Genomic DNA, 20644 nt, shown 5'->3' with positions numbered 1-20644 from the left:
TGACCGCTCTGATTCCGGCCATCCCAGCCTACATTGGGGTCGGTGGAATAGAACAGCCGTTTGCCGTCACGGGCGTACACTTCTACGGTGGGGTGGACATAGCGCTGCAAGTCAGGAATAATCCAGGTATCATTTTTACCATCACCGTTGGGTGAAAAGGTATTTACAATATTGATATTATCCCGCAAGGTTACTGTAGTGATTACCGAAAGATTATTGAGGTTAATAGCGCCGCTACCCGGCACAATAGCACCCAAAACGGTGTATTCGCCTAACTTGTAAGGGTTGTAGGTAGTTACTGCCGACCAACGCACCGTGGCTACGCCTGTGGTACCGTCCTCATAGGTTACACCAATCTGCGCAGGCAAAGGCAGCAGGCTGAAAATGGTTTTCACCGGAGCGGTAACAGGTGAAACGTCCGCAACGCTTGTTATGGTTTTCAGCTCTATAGTAGGCTCCTCAGATATCACTATATCGTCTATATCCAATGTAGCTACAAAATTGGGGTTATTCGAAATTTTCAATTGCTGAAGTCCTGCCAGTGTAGGGGTTGTGGCGGGTGCATCGTCTATGGCCAGCACTGCCTTACCCGATTCGTCTATGGCCCAAATATCAGCGTAATCGTTTAACACGCTGGCCTGTGTACCATCGGGGGCATTGTAACCTACCGGGACACCGGTATTGTTAATATACCATACTATTTTTTGTGTACCCGAAAACGCCGAGCTCTTCACAGCCCCCCCGGCCCCGGCTCCTCCCGCTAATATAAACGCTCCCGGTGTGGCGGTAGGATTAACATACAGATCTGAATGAACATTGCCATCGGCCGGTGCAGCAGGAGCTGTACCACTCATATTTGCACCGATAGAAAACCGGAAGCCATTGCTAATATTGGTCGTATTATTACTGACCGTTATTTCCATGGAAACTTTTAAAAAGCCTCCTGTACCGCCCGGGTTGAAGGGATGGTCTGTTTTGGTAACGCTTGCCCGGTTCGTCCCGGTTCCACCATTTTTAATGATCTGGAGTTTATTATTTAATGTATTAATACTATTGGTACCATTGAACATTAATCCATCAAACTGGTTAGTGCCCGACCCAATATATGTAGTGTAATCTGTTGAGGAATTAAAATCCTGCGAAAAATATACCGTCTGCGCCTTCACTCCCCAGACACCGGACAGGAATACACTGCATAGCAATAAATATCTTTTCATTGTTGTTTAGTTTAAAATTTTCACGTTCTACGTGTTAGGTTTTTTTATTATTCATTCTCAATTGTCAACTGTCCGTTCTCAATTATCCATTGTCCACTCTCAATTGTCCACTGTCAACTCTCCACTCAGTTGCCCCAACCGTCATTTTGCAGTCCAAATTTTGGATTCTGAATCAGTTCTGTTGTCGGAACCGGGAACAATAAAAACTTAGCACTTACATTGAGCATATAGGAATAAACCGCATTTTGGGTACTATACGTTTTGGTAGTATTATTGTATGAAGGAAGCGTGGTTGTATAGGTTGGATACCCGCTGAGCTCATTTTTAAACCGGTGCAGGAACTGATATTCGTACATGGTTTCATCAGAGCTGCGGGGACTGCGCATACGCACCAGGTCAAACCAGCGCTGGCCTTCACCTACCAACTCCAGGCCCCGGTCATCAAAGATCTTCATCCTGAACGTGTCCTTATCTCCCGCTGTAACTGTTGTTAAATCGGCAGGTATCAGCCTGGGGACGCCATCGGCATTTCGAGCCCGCTTTCTCACGGTATTAAATGCGGCTAAGGCATCGGCAGTAGGCCCATATAACTCATTTAAGGCTTCAGCTTTAATATAATATACTTCCGCCAGACGAATAATAAAGAAATCGTTGCCATTATTCCGTTCATCCTTACCATTGGGATCAATATATTTACGGCAAAGTGGCGTTAAAATGGTAAAATTACCAGCACCGGCAGGAACTACATTCGGGTAGATATAATAGGTATTATTTGACGGGCCGATTGAGCTTTGCCAGAATGCGCCTTCGTTACGATAATCAATGGTATCGCCGGTTGCGCTTGCATAGTCGCCTGTACGGTAATAATCGGCAAACCAGTGCATTACCCGGTAAGTACCATCGCCGTTCTGAAAACCGTTGGTTCTGCCAGATACAAAATACGTATTAGGCGCATTAAATCTTAAGGCAAACTCAGAACCGGCCGCAGGTTGTGCCCGGGCAGTACCATCGGTTTGGAAGCGGATGCCAAAGATCACCTCACTGTAGGCCTGGGTTTCTTTGGCAATATCAAACAAATCAGCATAATTGTTTAACAAAGCATATTGCCCACTCGTAATTACTGAATCGGCATAAGTAACCGCATTCTGAAACTGCGCTGTGGCATCCTGACCTTTTAACGAAAGTTGGTCGCCATAGGTAAGGTAGGCCTGTGCCAACAGGGCTTGTGCAGCGCCTTTAGAGGCTCGTCCTAATTCAGCAGAGGTTATCGCACTGTTTAATGGCAAACGTTCTGATGCCGCCTTAAAATCGCTGAATATCTGGGCATAGGTATCATCTACCGAGGCTCTGGGCAAATAGAAATCACTGTTTATGGTAGTAACTTTAAGCCGTAAAGGTACACCACCATATAAACGTACCAGGTAATAGTAGCAAAACGCCCGGATGAAATAGGCTTCGCCATAAGCCCTTTTCTCAAAGGCATCGCTAAACTGCATGTTATCCAGCACATCGATCAGGTTATTGGCATTTGCTATGGTTGCATACATGTTATTCCACATCGAGGCGGTATTTACTCCGGTAAAAGTGCGTTGTGCATACGGCCCATATTCTGACCCTGAAGTTGAATAAAAGTCATCCGCACATAGTACCAGCATGATATGCCCCTGGAATTTAAACATCCCGGGATCATTAAACCGTGCATACATACCTTGTATTATTGCCGTTACATCATTTTCGGTAGTGATGGTTGCCGGGGTCGGCGTATCCTTAATGTGTTCATCCAGGCTGCATGATTGTACCAGCAGCAATATCATGATAAACAACGGATATACATATTTTAAACTTTTCGTTTTCATAAATCCAATCATTAAAACATTAATTTTACAGTAGCTGAATATGATCGTGCCTGCGGCAATGTGCCCAGATCAATACCATTGTTCAGCGAATTTTGTCCAAATGAATTTACATTCGGATCATACCCGGTGTACTTAGTGAGTGTAAACAGGTTGGTGCCTGTTACTGATAATTTTATATCGCCCAGGCGATATCTTTTAGGTAAAGAAAGCGTATATCCCAGGGTAATATTCTGCAACCTGAGGAAGGAGGCATCCTCCACCATCCAGTCGGGAAAACGTTGCTGCAAACGTACCGCTTCTGTAGTTAAGGCCGGGTACAAATTGCTGGTTCCCTCGCCATACCAGCGCCCCTCGTAAGCATCCTTCATCATATTCATGCTGGTATTGGCATGGCCTGAACCTAACATCCAGCGGTTCAGGTTTAATAACTGGGCGCCATAGCTGCCAAACAGGGTCATGCTGGCCGAGAATTTTTTATAAGTAAAATTTGCCGAGAAACCATAAGTAAAATCGGGGGTGGCATCTCCGATCACTGTTTTATCCGCATCAGTTATTTGGCCATCACCATTCAGATCAACATATTTTACCATACCCGGATGAATGCTTGATTTCGCGTTATCATTAGCCAATGCCGGATCATTGTCAATTTCCGCCTGATTCTGGTATATACCATTGGTTTTATATCCCCAGAATGAAGATATTGCCTGCCCGGGAACCGCAGCAGTAACCGGCTGGCCCAATACAATGCCACCGCCGGCAAAAAAGCCTCGGCCATAGATAATACTTGAGCTACCCAGATTATTTATTTTACTGTCTACCGGCGAAATGTTGGCGCTCAGGCTTAGCGATTTATTCTTTTTGCTGAACACATTATAAGTAGCTTCAAAGTCAATACCCCTGTTAGTTACTTTTCCTACATTGGTGTAGTAGCTGCCAATACCGGCCGAAGCAGGCAACGACAGATTGATAAGCAGACCGGTAGTTACCTTACTATACGCATCCACAGTAAGCGTTAACTTATCTTTTAAAAAGCCAAAATCACCACCCAGGTTATACTGTGTAGTTTTTTCCCATGTCAGGTCAGGATTTTCAAAACGGTTGACTACATAGCCCGGCACAATGGTTGACCCTATAGGATAATAATTCAGCGCATAAGAGGCCTGCGAACCGCCAATAGCGATATTATCATTACCCGCAACACCTACGCTGGCACGCAATTTAAGCGATGACATGAATTTAACCTGTTCTTTAAAAAAGTCTTCGTTACTTACATTCCAGGCCAGACCTACCGAAGGGTATAGCAGCCATTTATGACCGGGAGAAAGGCGGGTAGAGCCATCATAACGGCCGGTTGCCATAATAGAATAACGTTTATCATACGTATAGTTTATACGACCGATAATTGATTCCAGAGCTCTGTCTCGATCTGTATTATAATACCTTCCGGGATAGGCCGCCCCTGCCATGTTATAATAAGTCAGGGTATTTGACGGGAAACTCATGTTAATGACACTTGACGAAGAGTTAAACCATTGCTGCCATGAAAAACCACCCACTGCATTAATGGAATGTTTACGGGCAAAAACCTTTTTAAACATGAGCAGGTTATCGATCAGATAATTATAATTATCATTGTCGGCACGGGTTGCGTAACCATCAGGAGCAGTATCGCCAAGCCAGGTACCGGTTGGATAATATACATTACGCCGTGAATAAATATCATTTACCCCCGCACGCAGCTGATACGATAGATAGGGAGTGATTTTATAATCGAGCGAGAAATTAGAAATAAACGTACGGATAGCGGTTCGGTCAGTTACCTTATATATAAGTGTCAAAGGGTTATTTTGTAGGGCCTGATCAATCTCATCGTCTTCATCACCGGTATAGGGTATTTGCAACGGATTAAATGCCAAAGCGCCCAATACCGTTGTGCCACTTAGAATACCGGTCCAGTTGGATTGTAACCCGAACTTACGGTCGGCGAGTGAAACAAATGAACGCAGCCCCACTTTAATTTTAGGGCTTATATTGCGTTCGTAATTTAAACGTAAGCCACCGCGTTTAAAGCCGGCATTTAAAATAATACTCTGCTGATCGGCATAATTTCCTGACAGTAGATAGTTATACTTATTTCGCTCGCTTCCGGTAAAAGAAACCTGATAATCCTGCGAAAATGCATTACGATAAACTTCATCCTGCCAGTTTGTATTCGGTAATCTCGCCACCGAATCCAGTTGGGCCTGGTTGTATACCGGTGTTGGTGTTGTTCCATTTAGAATAGCACTGTTAATAGCAGCTTCGTTTTTGTACAGCATGTACTCATAATTGCTCAGCATGGGTATCTGCTTAGGCAGCTGGCTTATATCAAAGCGTGATGAAAAGGTGGTCTGATCTTTTCCGGCCTTGCCTGATTTGGTAGTCACCAGGACAACGCCATTAGCCCCGCGTGAACCATAAATAGCTGTTGAGGATGCATCTTTTAATATCTCTATGGATTCTATGTCGTTAGGGTTTAACATGGCCAGCGGATCTGCCGGAGGAGCATCAACTGTACCGTCAAGATTTGAACCCGCATACGTTGCATCAAAGGAAGATTCAACGGGCTGTCCATCAATTACAATCAACGGCTGATTGCTACCGGTAACCGAGGTCATACCGCGAATATTAAATGTAATGGCGCCGCCGGGTTCACCGGTATTGGTAACAATGTTTACACCGGCCACTTTACCCTGCAAAGCCTCAGCAAATGACACTGCCTTGGTTTCATCCACATCCTTAAGCTTTACCGAAGATATGGCCCCGGTAACATCGCTTTTCTGCATGGTTCCGTAACCCACTACTACCACCTCATCAAGCGCTGTTGCGGTAGATTCCAACACTACATCTAATTGCGGTTTACCGGCAATGCGTACTTCTCTCCGTTGAAATCCAAGATAAGTAAATACTAAAACTCCGTCTGAAGGAGCGTTAATGGAATACCGGCCTTCTGTATTAGTGTTAACACCCTTGTTTGTTCCTTTAATTTTTACGCTAACACCCACCAGCGGTTCTCCGTCTGATGATCTGACGACACCCGTTACCCGGATGTCTTCCCTGAAGGAACTCGTTGCAGCGGCCCTGGCTTCTGTATTTGCGTTGAGCATGATCAGAAAAATAAGACCTAATAGTTGGGAGCAGACATACCGCCTCCTCCTGAGCATGATGGTTTTATTCATTTTATATAGTTTATGGTTTGGTTAATAAGATTTATTATCCTGTAATAATCCCAGAAATATTATTGCCCCGAACAACGGCTAATACCATTCTTTCATCAGCAAAAGCTTATAGGTTTAAAATTGTATGTTATAATCCGGTTAATAAATTGAGTTAGCCCTTTCAGGGAATTGTTATTAGTTTAGTTTATCCTGGTTTATAGTAAGTAAACTCTAAATCATCATTTACCTCCTTTTTTGGTTAAACAATATTAAGCGCACAGCTTATCTGCGTGTAACAAATTTGTATCAGATAATATGAATTTTGTAGTTATCGCACTGTAAGCATGTAAAACGCTACTTAACGGGGGTATTAAAAATGTTTAAAGCCTCATCATCCTGGTATTGGACTATTAAATTCTTTAGCTGCGATTTGAGATTCCGGGTAATTTCTTCATAGCCTTTTTTACCATACAGGTTATTCATCTCCTTCGGATCTTTTTCAAGATCAAAAAGTTCCCAGCTGTTTACCCGCTCATAAAAACGAATGAGCTTGTAGCGCTGTGTACGAATGCCGAAATGCGGCGATACCAGGTGAACAGCAGCCTCGTAATAATGATAATACATAGCATCCCGGCCCTGTGCCTGCCTGCCCGAAAGCAAGGGCAAAAATGATCTTCCCTGCATGCCGGCAGGGATTGCTGCATGCGCCGCATCCAGCAGGGTTGGCGCAATATCCAGGTTCAGGATAAAATCATTGGATGCTGTGCCGGGCTTTATTACCCCGGGATAACGGACGAGCATCGGTGTGCGGAATGATTCCTCGTACATGAAACGTTTATCAAACCAGCCATGCTCGCCCATAAAGAATCCCTGGTCTGACATATAAATAACCAGCGTATTTTTACTTAGCTGATGCTGGTCAAGATAATCGAGGATACGGCCTACGTTGCGGTCTAAAGCCGCCGCAGTGCTTAAATAATCACGCATATAACGCTGGTATTTCCATTCTATGAGTGATTTTCCTGTGAGATGGCGTGATTCAAAATCTGCCCGGATAGAATCATAATACGCTTTATAACGGGTGCGCTGCGCCGGATTCATAGGCGCCAGGCTCCGGTCTTTTTCTCCCTCGGGGAACATTTTGAGATCCTTATCAACCAGCATGGTTTGCGCAATGGTCATGTTCTGAGCCTGTGCCGCTTTTCTGCCGGCATAATCATCGTAAAAATTAGCCGGCAATGGAAAGTTCACCTTGTCATACCTGCCCAGATCGGCTGTATCCGGCATCCAGTTACGATGTGTGGCCTTATGCCCGATAACCAGGCAAAAGGGTTTTGTCTTATCGCGTTTATCCAGCCAGCTTTCAGCCAGATCAGAAACAACATTGGTCACGTATCCGTTGCGCCGCACTTTCTCACCATTCATCTCAATAAACTCAGGGTTGTAGTATCTCCCCTGACCGGGCAATATTTCCCAATAACTGAATCCTTCAGGCTGGCTCTCCAGGTGATATTTTCCTATCCAGGCTGTCTGGTAGCCTGCAAGCTGCAGCTCCCTGGCAAAGTTATCCTGCGAAGCATCGAACGCTACGCCTCCCACATTCTGCTTAAAGCCGTTCTTATGGCTGTACTTACCGGTTAGTATAACTGCCCGACTGGGGCCGCAAAGTGAGTTAGTGACATACGCCCTGTTCAATATAGCGCCTTCTTTAGCAATACGGTCTATATTGGGTGTGCTGGCATACCGGCTGCCATAAGCGCTAATGGTCTGGTAAGCATGGTCATCTGACAAAATCACCACGATATTGGGTTTCTGCTGCGCCTTAGCTAAGCTCGCCAAGAGAACGAGCGGCAGGATAATGTATCTTTTAATCATATTTCAATTGCATTTGTGAAAAAACATTACATGATCAAAACAAGTTTTGTGCACAACAATTTTATCAGATTTCGAGGTTTTGGGATGGTGAAGCCTCGCCTTTTCTATTGAAAAGGCGATACTTCTCATCCCTGCCGGTCTCTGACAGAACAGTGTATTTCCAGCCTGCCAGGAGACAGGCCGGGATCAGGACTTTTTCTAAAACGCATACATACCCATATCAAACTCGTTAGGGGTCATTACATTTTTAACTTCGGCCACAAGCTGATTATTCCCTTTTTTAAGCTGCCCAACGTATTCGCTCAGGTTAATTTCATCGTAATGCCGTTTGGCATTGACCATTTTATCAACCACCAGTTTGCCGTTCAACCATATTTTAACATCGCCGCTGGTAACCAGGCGCAGCTGAATACCCTTCGGGATATCGGTTAATGAGAAGGTTTTTGCAAACCAGCCCTGCTCTCCTTTTTTCAGATCCAAAGTTCCATTCACTGTTTTAAATTTCGACAGATCAGGCTGTCCGTTACCACCCGGATCAACGTTAGTATGCAACATGCTGTGAGCGCTTACTTCCGAATCCGGAACAATAACCCATGTCCGTTTAGGCTGCTGAAATAATGGAGCATGCAAGGAGCGCATTAACGAAGGTTCTATTTTTATCTGCCGGCGATCATAGGTAATCAAGCCATTGACCTCGCCTTCCACATCAGTGGTTTGCGTGTATACCGCAGCAGCCAAACCGTGTCCAGTCATTGGATACAGGTTATGTATCAGATCTTTATATTGTTTAATTAATTCATCCTTAGTTTTATAGGTACGGTATCCCCAGTTACGCATGCCGGGGTTCCACAAATGTCCCTGGATGGGTAAACCTAATCCGCCAAACTCGCCCAATACCATTACCTTGCCGGGATTTTGCTCCGCCGGCTCCATGCCCGGACCGGGATAATGATGCGCATCATTCATAGCGCCAACTTTTCTGTCTGTCCAGCCACTCACGCCGTCAACTACCCGTGACGGATCATACTTCTGCGTCCATTCCACGATCCGTTTGGTATCGTACTGTCCCCAGCCTTCGTTGAACGTTACCCATACCACAATGGAAGGGAAAAACCGTAAATGATCTATAATAGATTTCCACTCCTTTTCAAATTGCACTGCAGATTCCTTCGGGCGCTGCCAGTCTTCCGCAGCCTCGGGTTTTATATGCTGAACATCGCTTTTGACGCTTTCAAACCCGGTTACCATATCCTGCCATATCAGTAATCCAACCGAGTCGGCATAATAATAATATCGCGATGGCTCTACCTTGATGTGTTTACGCAGCATGTTAAAGCCCATGCTTTTCAGCACATCCATATCGTAACGCATGGCTTCATCAGTCGGCGGGGTAAGTAGGCCATCCGGCCACCAGCCCTGATCTAAGGTTCCATATTCAAATAACGGTTTATTATTAAGCAGCAAGCGCTCATAACCCAGGTCATCTTTGCCTACCGAGATCTTCCGCATAGCAAAATACGACGATACCTTATCGAGACTTTGACTTCCACGTATCAATTCGATATCCAGGTGATATAGTTCCGGCTTATCCGGAGTCCATAATTGGGCATTGGGGATAGCCACCTCGGCAACTTTATTCGCGGCAAAAACCTGCTGTGCTACACGCTTTTTATCTTTAGTGACGGTAACCCGCACCTGCTCATTACCAGTTAATCCTGCAATTTTGTTATTGATAGTGATCCTATTACGATCGATATCGGCAACCGGCAATACCGCCGTGATATGCGTTTTAGCCACGGGCTCCAGCCAAACAGTTTGCCAGATGCCGGTTACAGGGGTATACCAGATCCCTTTAGGATTTAACATCTGTTTTCCCCGTGGCTGTGTACCGGTATCGGTTGGATCCCAAACGGATACCACCAGCTCCTGCGAAGATTGCGCAGTAAGATAGGGTGTAATATCAAACGTAAACGGATCGCTTCCACCGCGATGCTCACCTACTTTTTTCCCGTTCAGCCAAACCGTGGTTTCCCAGTCTACCGCGTCAAAATGCAGCAATAATTGTTTTGATTTCCATGTTGAAGGCACGGTAAATGTGGTTTGATACCATAATTTCTGATCAGGCTTCACACTCTTTCCAACTCCCGAAAGGCTGGACTCCGCACAAAAAGGAACCAGGATATTACCGTCGTACTTTTCAGGCTTCGCTGCATTTTTATCTACAATAGCGTAATTCCACAGGCCATTCAGGTTTTTCCATTGGCTGCGTACCAATTGCGGCCGTGGATACTCATCGTGCGGTTTACTGGCCGTAACTTTATCCGTCCAGGGAGTAGTAATTCTTCCCGGAACAGGTTTCCAGGTGCTCTGCGAAAAAGCAGTTAACGCTTGTATACAAATAACTGCTGCTGTGAGGGTTCTCTTCATTTCAATAATCTGACAAAAAATAATGAATATGCTTGTTTCTTAATGTTCTTGTTTTGGAGGAGCAGCAGGCTTGGGGAATACCTGATGCGAGGTTGCCCACTGCCGCCATTGTTGTTCCAGTTCTTTCACTTTACCGGGATGTTGTTCTTTCAAGTCTTTCAATTCGGTCTGATCATCGCTGATGTGATACAGATGCCAGGTTGTATCTTTAGCATGCGACACCAGCTTCCAGTCGCCAACACGGGCATAACGGGCATTGTAATGCTCATTAAATAAAGCATCATGACCTTTGGCAGATTGGCCTTTAAGCGCAGGAACCAGGCTGATCCCCTGCATCGGAGTGATCTTGCGCCCTTTGTACTCGGCAGGATAATGTGCTTTTGCCAGTTCAACACAGGTAGCCATAAAATCCATAACATGCCCCATTGTACCGGTAATGCTGCCTTTTTTAGCGGTAATACCCGCCGGCCAAAAAGCTATCAGGGGGGCATGCACGCCACCTTCGTATGAATCGGCTTTGGCAAACTGGTACGGTGTATTGGCTACGTTTGCCCAACGCGGCCCAATGGAAGCATAAGTTGTTTGAGGGCCGGTAAGCGCTTTCTTATTCACATCATACGTTATTTTCTGCCCGGTTCTGGTTTCGCCAGGGCGGTCAAAGCCGGGGCCGAAACGGGCACAGATCTCGGGACTTGCACCGTTATCGCTTAAAAAGAAGATCAGCGTATTATCCAGCTGCCCGGTTTCACGCAAGGCTTTAATGATACGGCCAATTCCCTGATCCATACGGTCTACCATAGCTGCATGCACGGCCATTGCCCGGGCATCCCAATCCTTATCGGGGTTATTTTCCCAGCTCAGGTTATTTTGCCAGCGTGGTGATAAGGGCGCTTTTGCCGGATCGATCAACCCGGATTGTACCATACGCTTATAACGTGCTTCACGAATGGCGTCCCAGCCAGCTTTATAAGTATCTTTATACTTTTCTATGTCTTCGGGCAATGCCTGGATAGGCCAGTGCGGCGCATTTTGAGCAACATACAAAAAGAACGGCTTATTGTCTTTACTGAACTCGCGAATGTAGGCCGCAGCAGTATCGTTAATGGCATCGGTATGGTAATAATTTGCCGGCACATTTTTTATAGGTGTAGTACCGCTTACCAGGCTGAAAGGATCGTAATAATCTACAACTCCCCATAAGGTGCCAAAGAATTTCTCAAATCCGCGGCTGGTAGGATACTGCTCCAATGGTGAAAATAAAGGATGATCTGTTTGGTGGTTAAGCCAGGCTAACTGCGCTTCTTTTGTGGGCTGTTCTACGGTATTGGACACATGCCACTTACCCGACATGGCGGTATGATACCCCGCGGTTTTCAATACCTCGGCCAGCGTGACCGTATTTTCGGTAAGATACCCCCGGTAACCGGGCTCATGCTTATCCATGGTCATCTCGCCAATACCGGCCACGTGATTATACAATCCGGTTAGCAGCGAAGCCCGGCTGGGACAACAGCGTGATATGTTATAAAAACGGGAAAATCGCAATCCGTTAGCCGCAAGGTAATCCAGGTTAGGCGTATGAATTTCGCCGCCATAGGCGCCAATATCAGAGTAGCCTAAATCATCGGCCAGGATGATAATGATATTGGGGCGATTATCCTTTTTTGTTTCAGGTTTATAATTTATAAACCCATAGCCTGTTATAAGGATGATTGCAAATAAGATAGTGCCTGATAAAATTTTCCTACAGTTTACCATACTACAATAATTGGTTATTCAGGATACAATATTACTGCTATTGGCTTAAAGCCATTATCATATTTGTGGCTAAACCTAAAAACATTGTCGTTGAAAAGTTTAAAAATGCAATTTGGATGATGCATTGATGAATGTACCTGCGAAAAATTTGCACTGCCGTTCGTTATTCCGCCCCGGGTATTTGTATACGCATCAGGTTTAATATTTTCCCTCTGAAACGTGCAATCCTACCGCTGCTGGTGTCCCCACCAGCAGCAATAAAACCATTGTTTTATGAAATTAAACACGTGCTAAAACGCTGAATTCTTTTCTGCTCTCTATCAGCAAATTATAACTCATATTAGATAAAAAGTAAGAAGTTTTGCCTTTAATATCACCCTAATATTGTGTTGCTGATTATATAATGCCAACGTTTTACTATACTTCTGTTCCTTTACTTCTTACGGCGTTCGGCATCGGGTATATTATTCAGCTGATTGTTACTGATAATTTTTAACCAATTAAATCAAAAAGCTATGAGAGTAAAAAAAATTCTTCCCCATTTTTTTATTGCAATAGTTGCAATTACAGCAATGGGGTGCAAAAGAAGTCCCGCTCTTGCTACAAAGGAGCAACGTACTGAACAAACAGCCGAAGCAGGTATTTCCCAGATCACCACCAACATTTTCGGGGCGCTGATCAATGAAACAGACGGAGTACAGTTTACACCTGCACAGAAAGTTGTTTTGGTAAAAGACTCGTTAAAATGCAAGTATGCCCGTATGAACATTGCCTTATCTACCTTTAGCGGAACAGCTAATCTGTATGATGCCTACGCCAATGCAGGCATCAAAGTTGTGCTGAACATCAGCAACAAACCAACCGGCAGTCAGCAACCTTTTCCAACCGATACGGTAGCCTTTAAAACAAAGTTATCCAGTGTTTTGGCCGTTTACCAGCCCGAAGTGCTTGTTATAGAAAATGAGGAAGTGAACCAAAACTATCATTCAGGGCCCTTGTCTGATTATTTTAATGAGCTAAAGGCAGCCATTAATGTGGCTCACTCCCAGTCTACGCCGATCAAGGTTACCAACGGTGGTATTGTATGCCGCATGGCTACGCTAATAACATGGAAAAGTTATATTGATAGCGGACTGGTGAATAAGGCTAAGAATTATGCAGCAAAAGCATTCCCTGCCGATAAATTGGATGCTAACGGTAATCCTGATCTTACCAAAGGCGGATACCAGGCCATGTTAGATACCGGTTTAGTGCTGATCAACAAGTATAAGCAGCTTCCGCTGGATTATGTTAACTTCCACTGGTATGAGCCGGTTGCCATGCGGGCAATGCCCAGCGAGCAGGGAGGCTTAGATACCATCTCTCATATCGATGCAACAACGCTTGGTTCAACTATACGCTGCCTGCGGAATAAAACCGGCAAAGAGGTTATAACCAACGAGATCGGTCAGCTTAATCTTCAGCCCGGCATTACTACAGACATTATGAGTAAGGTAAAAGCCATGAGCGTACCTTATGTACTATGGTACAGTGGTGGCGACGGTATTATTGGAGATGCTATTCCGCTGCAAAATGGTAATGGAACGTTAAGAAACACCGGCAAAGCCTTTAGAAACTTTATTATTACGAATTATCCATAAGGGGTGTTGAGATTTGAGATTTAAGATTTAAGGAGTATAATCATTAGTTCTTACCCCCCTTGGTCTGTTCCCCGACCAACATTTATTCGTTGGGGCTGACTAAAAAGTCAAAAAGCACCCGGGGAAGATTTAAGGAGTATACTCATTGTTGGATTATATTGCTCCCGAATTGTTTCTTTGTTCATTCTGCTTCCGGAGTTTTTCTATCACCTGTAAAATTAAACTCCGGAAGTTTTCATTATTCGTAACCTCAAGATCATCATTCGCAGATCATCTGCACTATTCTAAATGCTGCCTGCGATACCCATGAGGAGTTAGCTGGGTAATGGTTTTAAATTGCCGGTTAAAATTGGTTAAGGACTTAAATCCTGATTCATAGCATACCTGGGATACGGAATAATCGGTTTCAATAAGCAGCTTACAGGCATGCCGGATCTTCACTTCATTCAAAAACTCGGAAAATGTTTTCTGAGTATGTTTTTTAAAATATTTACAAAACGCGGAAGTGCTTAAATGTGCTACCTCTGCAATTTCATCTAAATTAATGTCATCTTTAAAGTGATGGCTCAGGTAGGTATAAATTTTGTCCATCAAAATAGTATCTATATGTGTTGAGCTATGGCTTTTGTCAGATAATTCTTCCAGCTCGGTTGATAAGGCCAGGGAATGCAGCACATCAAGTAAAAACAATATCCTGGAAAATGGCTGTGCCTTTATCATAACGCTGAATTTATCGGATAACAGCTTTTTTGTTTTCCCCTTAATGGCAAGACCTTTCTCGGCCTTACGAAGTAATTGCAGGATATGAGCCATTGCCGGCCTGTAAAAAAAATCCTTCCCTAAAAAATCCTCGGAAAAATGCGTAAACAATACCTCAACATCGTTATGTTTATAATAGGGATCGGTACGCCATAAATGAGGCAGGTTTGATCCTAAAAAAGCCAGGTCACCTTCAGAGAAGGGATAAATTTTATCTGCCACCAATAGCATACCGTGCCCTTTCAACACATGGATAAATTCATATTCAGGGTGAAAATGCGGAATTTCATCTGTACAGGGCTGCTTATCTTTCCATATTGAAAACGAAGCATTAATAGGTAACGACAACTTTTTTAGTACTAATTTCATCTATCTATTTTTATGTTATTAAATGATTAAATGGAACCTCTGATGTTAAAATAAATATTTCTCCGCCTGTTTAATATTTGTTTTTATTATATGCTGGTTTATTTAATTGAACAGTAGCGGTTAACTGAATTTAACTCATATTAGATGAAACACTGGTATCAAGGTTTACTGAAACAAAACGGGAAGTTATTTTACATACGTTTTTTGCAGTACCAGCTCTTTTCGTAGCCGATCGAATGTTTCGTTGCCGGTGTATTTTAACAGAACAGAGCTTATACCTTTTAAATGACAGCTTAATACACCGTTTGTTATTTTAATAGCATTATTACCGTTATATGCTGTTAATACTCCATCAGATGTAAAGCCTGTTATCTTAAACGCTGCGTTATCAGCACTCCAGTTAAATAAGCCGATACAGATCTCACCGTCGGTGCTTTTTGCAAGATAAAAGTTAGGCGCATCTGAGGCCGATGTATAATGATCCCAAAAATCCATGGGAACGGTTTTATCAAAAAATGGCATATTGAATGTCTGTTTGATCAGCTCTTTTTTATTATCCGCTAACAGGCTAAGCTCATCGCTTTCAAGACGTACATTACCATAAATAGCTACAAAGTTTGCCCACATAGCTGCCTGCTCATAAGTTAACGATGCCCTTTTGCCATCCCGTTCATTACTTTCAGCTTTTGAACGCAATACCAGGTAATCCGGATCGCACTGGTATATTTTCTTACTGAAATAGTAGCTGCCTGAGTTATGCTGCGCCCGTACCTTTACAGATTCATAATCCGGTTGAATATCCGGCCCTGTCCTTGAGGCCGGGATCAGCCCGATATTTACTCCGAAATTCGGACTGCATGCCAGGAAATAAGCATCGGATATTCCTTTTTTCATGGCCATAATACCCATTCTGTATCGTTCTACATTGGTAACCGGCAAATAGCTTTTGCCTTTTGCTACCAACCCATTACGCATAAAGTCTATTTTAAAGTAATCAACCTTCCAGTTCTCCCTGGCATTTTTCATTACCCGGGTGATGTAGCTTTGGGCTCCCGGGTGTGAGTAATCCCAATATACCAACGGATCTTTAGTAACCGGGTCCATGCCTTTTTCGAGCAAATCGCCATTGGCCGTATGCAAAAAATATTCAGGATGCGCTTTAACAATATGCGCTCCTTTTGATACGCGATAACCGTCAAAATGCAATCCTGCCTTATATCCAGCCTTATGTATCTGCTCAACCATAGCTTTAATGCCCCCGGGTATATTATCCCGTACATCAAAATAATCGCCACGCTGTTTCCACCAGCCGCCGTCAATCTGTATTATATTGACGTCTACATGCATATCCTGTATTATTTGGGTATTGCGGGTTACATCGCCAGGCAAAAAATGCTGAACATAAAAATCCCAGGTGGCCCATCCTTTCCAGTGTACATCTGGCGGTACAGGTACTTTATTTTCCTTAACGATCAGATCCGCATAGCGGTCAAGCAAATTCTGCCATGAAGCATCATGCATGCAAACTATCTTTTCAAAAGCTACCTTCTCCCCTGCCTTTAGCTCCTTATTATCTCCATCGCCATTAATATGTACCATACCGTTATCAGAAAATATCTGGCATAAAAAAGTACGCCACGATAGCACGCCAACCAGCATATAATCCGTATCGCTGTTTTTAAACATCAGGTACATATTATTATCATTATTCCTGGTAGACTTGCCGGTTTGGGTAAGCACGGCATTACCCTCGTTTCTCAGCATTTCATCGGCGCCAATTACGTAGGTTGTACCGTCGGGGATAAGAGGGTTGGGACGCAATGTAACATGGATGCCCGTTAAATTCCGCGATTGCTTATCCGGGTTTTTTAATTCAATGGTGTATATCTCCTGCCGGGAATCTCCTGTTTTATTGATATGCGTGCTGATGTTACCACCGTTAGCTGTTTGCACATTAACCTGCAGGGTGCTTTGCTGGGCCAAAGCACAATGAGACGCAGCAAGCAGTACCACCGTAAGCAATGTAAAAAAGCACCTGTTATGGATTGAGTTTCTGTTTGAATCAGGATGATTGCTCATAGATAATTTATTAAAGTCTTGTTAATTCTACCAGGCTGAATATGGTATCGTCTCCCGACAGGTATTTCAGCGAAAAGTCTGTTCCATGCTCCAGCTTTTTACTGGTCACCGCGTCGTCTAATACGATGTCTTTTACCACCCAACGGCCGGAATTTTTACAGGTTATTTTATACTTTTCTGTTTTTCCTTTTGCCGTTGCGTAATTCAATGACCAGCTACCGTTGCCTTTATCAAAATAGGCAACGGTAAATTTGATCTTATGTGCGGCGGAATTATCCGCATAAAAATTATCATCCAGCTTAAACCACATTTCATTCATACCGGCCTTGTGGTCAAAACTACGTGCATATCTGCCATAGGGCTGATCCTTAGGCCCTACACGCCATCTTCCTTTGCTGGTACCGTTAGGGTTATATTGCACTAAAAAACGATTATAGTTATCAGGCAGCAAACCAATGCCCATATCATTATTGTACTTATCCTGCAGATCGGGCCGCACATTATCTTTACGCAATTTAGCGGGTAGAATGGAATCGTTGCTGTACAGCCTGGCCTCAAGCTCCGGCGAAGGGCCGCTCTGCGCACCGCTTGCCTGGAATTTTTTCAGGATATTCTGTATACGAACAGGGTTTACATCTTTTAATAGCCGCACGCCTTTTTCGGGAGCAGCAGATTGCGCCGCAATGATAGGGCCATATTCACTTTCGGGAAACCGTTTCACATCAGTAACATCCAACACATCCCGTAACACACAGAAAGCCCCGGTAGCCTCCGCAGGATTACGCTGGCCGGCGTAACGGTTAAAAAACAAAAACGGGTAATCGCCCTCAGCAGACCGGACGGCATTTTTGCGCACATTGATCATATCTAAACCAATAGCCAGCGAAGAAGCCATAATATTGAAGGTGTTTTGCTGCGGCGATTGTTTGAACCAGCCCATCAGCTGCACTTCTTCCGATTCACTTCTGAACCGGTTAGCATAGCCGTTATTATCTGGCCTGACCACACGCTTTAACCGGTTATAATAATCGTTTTCACGATTAAATGAATACGTATGGGCTAACGATCCGGCTTTGAACCAGCAGGTTGGCGTGTTTTCAAGCAGCCAGTCCAGGTACATGCCGTTATTAGCCTGATTGATCAGTATATTTAACTGAGGCGTTAGCTTTTTTCCTTCCTCATACATATAGCTCCAAACGCCTTTTTTAAACTCAAACCAGTCTTTCATGCTGATGTTGTAGCTGCTATTCTTTAATGTGCCCTTATAGGGGCCTTCATCGCCGGTTGAACCTTCGGCGCTCATCCAGAAAAGCATTTTATTACGGGTACGGGCAGGAAGTGTTTTAATATGCTCAAATACGCTGGCTAATAAATGATGGTAACCGGCTTTGTAAGCATCAGAGAAATAATACGGGAAATATGGAAAGTTATGAACTTTATCATTTACTTCTACTTTAGGAACGCCATCGGTAGTATAGATCCATTCCGGACTATTCTGCCCCACCCATATCATAAACCCGATGTAAAGGTTATTTTCGGCGGCAAAATTCACCTGCTTATCAAACAGGCTCCAGTTAAATTTACCCTTTTCTGGTTCCAGATCTTTCCAGGCAAAAGTGAAATTCCATCCCCTGATAAAGGGAAGCTCCCCCAGAATGGGTTTTGAGATCCCGGGGCCGTGACCCCACACTCCAAACACGCCTTCCGGAAACTTATTATCCTGAGCCGAACAGCTTAATACTACCAGAAGTAATAGCTTTATAGCAAGTGCTTTTATAAATTGTTTCATTGTATTGTGTTTAATCACCAGACTCCTTTGCCCGGGGTTTTCCGGGATATTGCAGCTTATCCAGTGTTATAAAATCCGTTTTTTTAATACTACCATCGGTTAAAACGTGATACCCTTCAGGTATCTTACCTGTCCATTTTAACGACGGAACCTGTTCAAGCATGTATGCACGAAGTTTTGCAATTATCTTTTTTGAGGACGCTTTATAAGCGATATTGTCCCACTCAGCATCATCTGTCTGGTGGTCATACAATTCTTCCAAACCAATAACCGGATAATAAATATACCGGTACCGTTCTGTCCGTATCGCGAAAGCCGCCCCCGTATCTATCGGATAATAAGCCACATTAGAACCTATAGAAAACTTATAAGCGGTAACCGGATATTTGTGCGCCGCATGCTCTCCCTTTAAAAGCGGAAGAAGGCTTTGTCCGTCGCAGTTGGGCGGTGGTGTTTCTCCAATAAGCTCGCACAATGTGGGATAAATATCCAGCAGGCTAACAGGAACATTACAGGTTGTGCCGGGTTTGGTCAGGCCCGGCGCCATAAAGAATAAAGGCACATGCGTTGAGCGCTCCCATAGGGTAAATTTCTCCCAGTTCTCTTTTTCGCCCATGTGCATTCCATGATCAGACCATAGCACCACAATGGTATTATCCTTTAAAGGAGATTTTTGAAGACCGTCCAGCAAGCGACCTAACTGTGCATCTGCAAAGCTTAACGCCGCCATATAAGCCTGCATAACGTTTTTCCACTGGTTGTTTTCAAGCACAAACTTATGCCAAAGCCTGCGACCGTGATCAAAGGCATCATCCAGGTCATTCTCTTTTATTTTCAGATCGGGGATGGATGATAAAGGATACATGTCAAAATACTTTTGAGGCACTTCCCAGGGCATGTGCGGCTTGAAAAGACCAACTGCCAGGAATAGCGGTTTTTCCTGCTTTTGCATCAGCTCATACCGGGCCCAGTCAACCGTCTGGTAATCGGCCATTTTTACATCTTCCTGTGGCAGCGGCGCCCACGTAAAATATTTATTGGGGCGTGCTCCCTTCATTCCCGGCGGAAAAGCAAGCCTGTCCGGCGCCCTGACCTGGTAGGGTATAGGTACATGAATGTTGGGGAACCAGAAATCCCATCCGTCAGGGTCTGCCTGGTTAAGCAGCGTCCAGGGCGGAGCTAAAGAGTGATAAATTTTGCCTCCGGCCAGGGTATGATAACCCGCCTTTTTAAAGAATTGCTCAATCGTTAACACATTCGCTAAAACAGGATTTTTACGCCATTGAGGGCCATCGTAGCCAATATTATTCATTACGCCCGAACGGGCAGGATGCACTCCCGTCATGACCGAAAGCCTTGAAGGGGCGCAAGCCGGTGAAGCACAATGCGCATTAGTAAACAGCATTGACATGTTAGCTAACCGGTCGAAATTTGGTGTTTTAACCCCGGTTAAGCCTTTTAACGGCGATATCCAGTCATTCATATCGTCTACCGCGATAAACAATACGTTGTATTTGGGGGGCGCAGAAGCAGATGCGGATATACTTACTGTCAGTAGTAATATAAGCAGCCAGCGTCCTGCTAAAAGTTTTCGGTTGGTATGTATCATTTTATAATAAGCTATACTTCATTAAGAAACATTATGACATAACACGTGCAAATTGTAAAGTTTACCTTA

The 20644-nt window shown here is 44.1% G+C and carries 11 protein-coding genes; 1 reads left to right on the top strand and 10 read right to left on the bottom strand.

Features of this window, described 5'->3' with window-relative positions; all coding sequences use genetic code 11:
* The 6 genes from FW774_RS05455 to FW774_RS05430 all read right to left on the bottom strand — a co-directional run.
* On the bottom strand, window positions 1-1217 hold a 1217-nt coding region (locus FW774_RS05455), incomplete at its 3' end, for a gliding motility-associated C-terminal domain-containing protein (protein ID WP_149347105.1).
* Between the two features lie 125 nt (window positions 1218-1342).
* Window positions 1343-3073 (bottom strand): RagB/SusD family nutrient uptake outer membrane protein, encoded by a 1731-nt coding sequence (locus FW774_RS05450; RefSeq protein ID WP_187774815.1) that lies wholly within the window; start codon window positions 3071-3073, stop codon window positions 1343-1345.
* A gap of 11 nt (window positions 3074-3084) precedes the next feature.
* Complete coding sequence (locus FW774_RS05445) at window positions 3085-6291, bottom strand: SusC/RagA family TonB-linked outer membrane protein (protein WP_149347103.1); 3207 nt, start codon at window positions 6289-6291, stop codon at window positions 3085-3087.
* Between the two features lie 333 nt (window positions 6292-6624).
* On the bottom strand, window positions 6625-8145 hold the full coding sequence (locus tag FW774_RS05440) for a sulfatase (protein ID WP_149347102.1): 1521 nt from the start codon (window positions 8143-8145) through the stop codon (window positions 6625-6627).
* 198 nt (window positions 8146-8343) lie between these two features.
* Window positions 8344-10572, bottom strand: a complete 2229-nt coding sequence (locus FW774_RS05435; protein WP_149347101.1) for a glycoside hydrolase family 2 protein — start codon at window positions 10570-10572, stop codon at window positions 8344-8346.
* 39 nt (window positions 10573-10611) lie between these two features.
* Complete coding sequence (locus FW774_RS05430; RefSeq protein WP_149347100.1) at window positions 10612-12330, bottom strand: arylsulfatase; 1719 nt, start codon at window positions 12328-12330, stop codon at window positions 10612-10614.
* Between the two features lie 515 nt (window positions 12331-12845).
* Here FW774_RS05430 and FW774_RS05425 point away from each other — a divergent pair.
* Window positions 12846-13970, top strand: coding sequence for a hypothetical protein (locus FW774_RS05425; protein WP_149347099.1), 1125 nt, complete (start codon window positions 12846-12848; stop codon window positions 13968-13970).
* A 279-nt stretch (window positions 13971-14249) separates the two neighbouring features.
* On the opposite strand, the gene FW774_RS05420 is transcribed toward FW774_RS05425, so the two are convergent.
* The 4 genes from FW774_RS05420 to FW774_RS05405 form a co-directional block, all read right to left on the bottom strand.
* Window positions 14250-15098, bottom strand: coding sequence for an AraC family transcriptional regulator (locus tag FW774_RS05420; RefSeq protein ID WP_149347098.1), 849 nt, complete (start codon window positions 15096-15098; stop codon window positions 14250-14252).
* Window positions 15099-15284: 186 nt separating this feature from the next.
* Window positions 15285-17177 (bottom strand): alpha-galactosidase, encoded by a 1893-nt coding sequence (locus tag FW774_RS05415; protein WP_149347097.1) that lies wholly within the window; start codon window positions 17175-17177, stop codon window positions 15285-15287.
* Between the two features lie 10 nt (window positions 17178-17187).
* Window positions 17188-18966: a beta-galactosidase gene (locus FW774_RS05410; RefSeq protein ID WP_149347096.1), complete on the bottom strand. Its 1779-nt coding sequence runs from the start codon at window positions 18964-18966 to the stop codon at window positions 17188-17190.
* Between the two features lie 10 nt (window positions 18967-18976).
* Window positions 18977-20575 carry a sulfatase gene (locus FW774_RS05405; protein WP_149347095.1) on the bottom strand — a complete coding sequence of 533 codons (1599 nt, stop codon included), beginning with the start codon at window positions 20573-20575 and terminating at the stop codon, window positions 18977-18979.
* Window positions 20576-20644 lie beyond the last annotated feature (69 nt).

The sequence above is a fragment of the Pedobacter sp. BS3 genome, from assembly GCF_008274585.1.
GTDB lineage: Bacteria > Bacteroidota > Bacteroidia > Sphingobacteriales > Sphingobacteriaceae > Hufsiella_A.
Note: the sequence above shows the minus strand (reverse complement) of the source record. Positions and strands in the feature narration are given on the sequence as shown.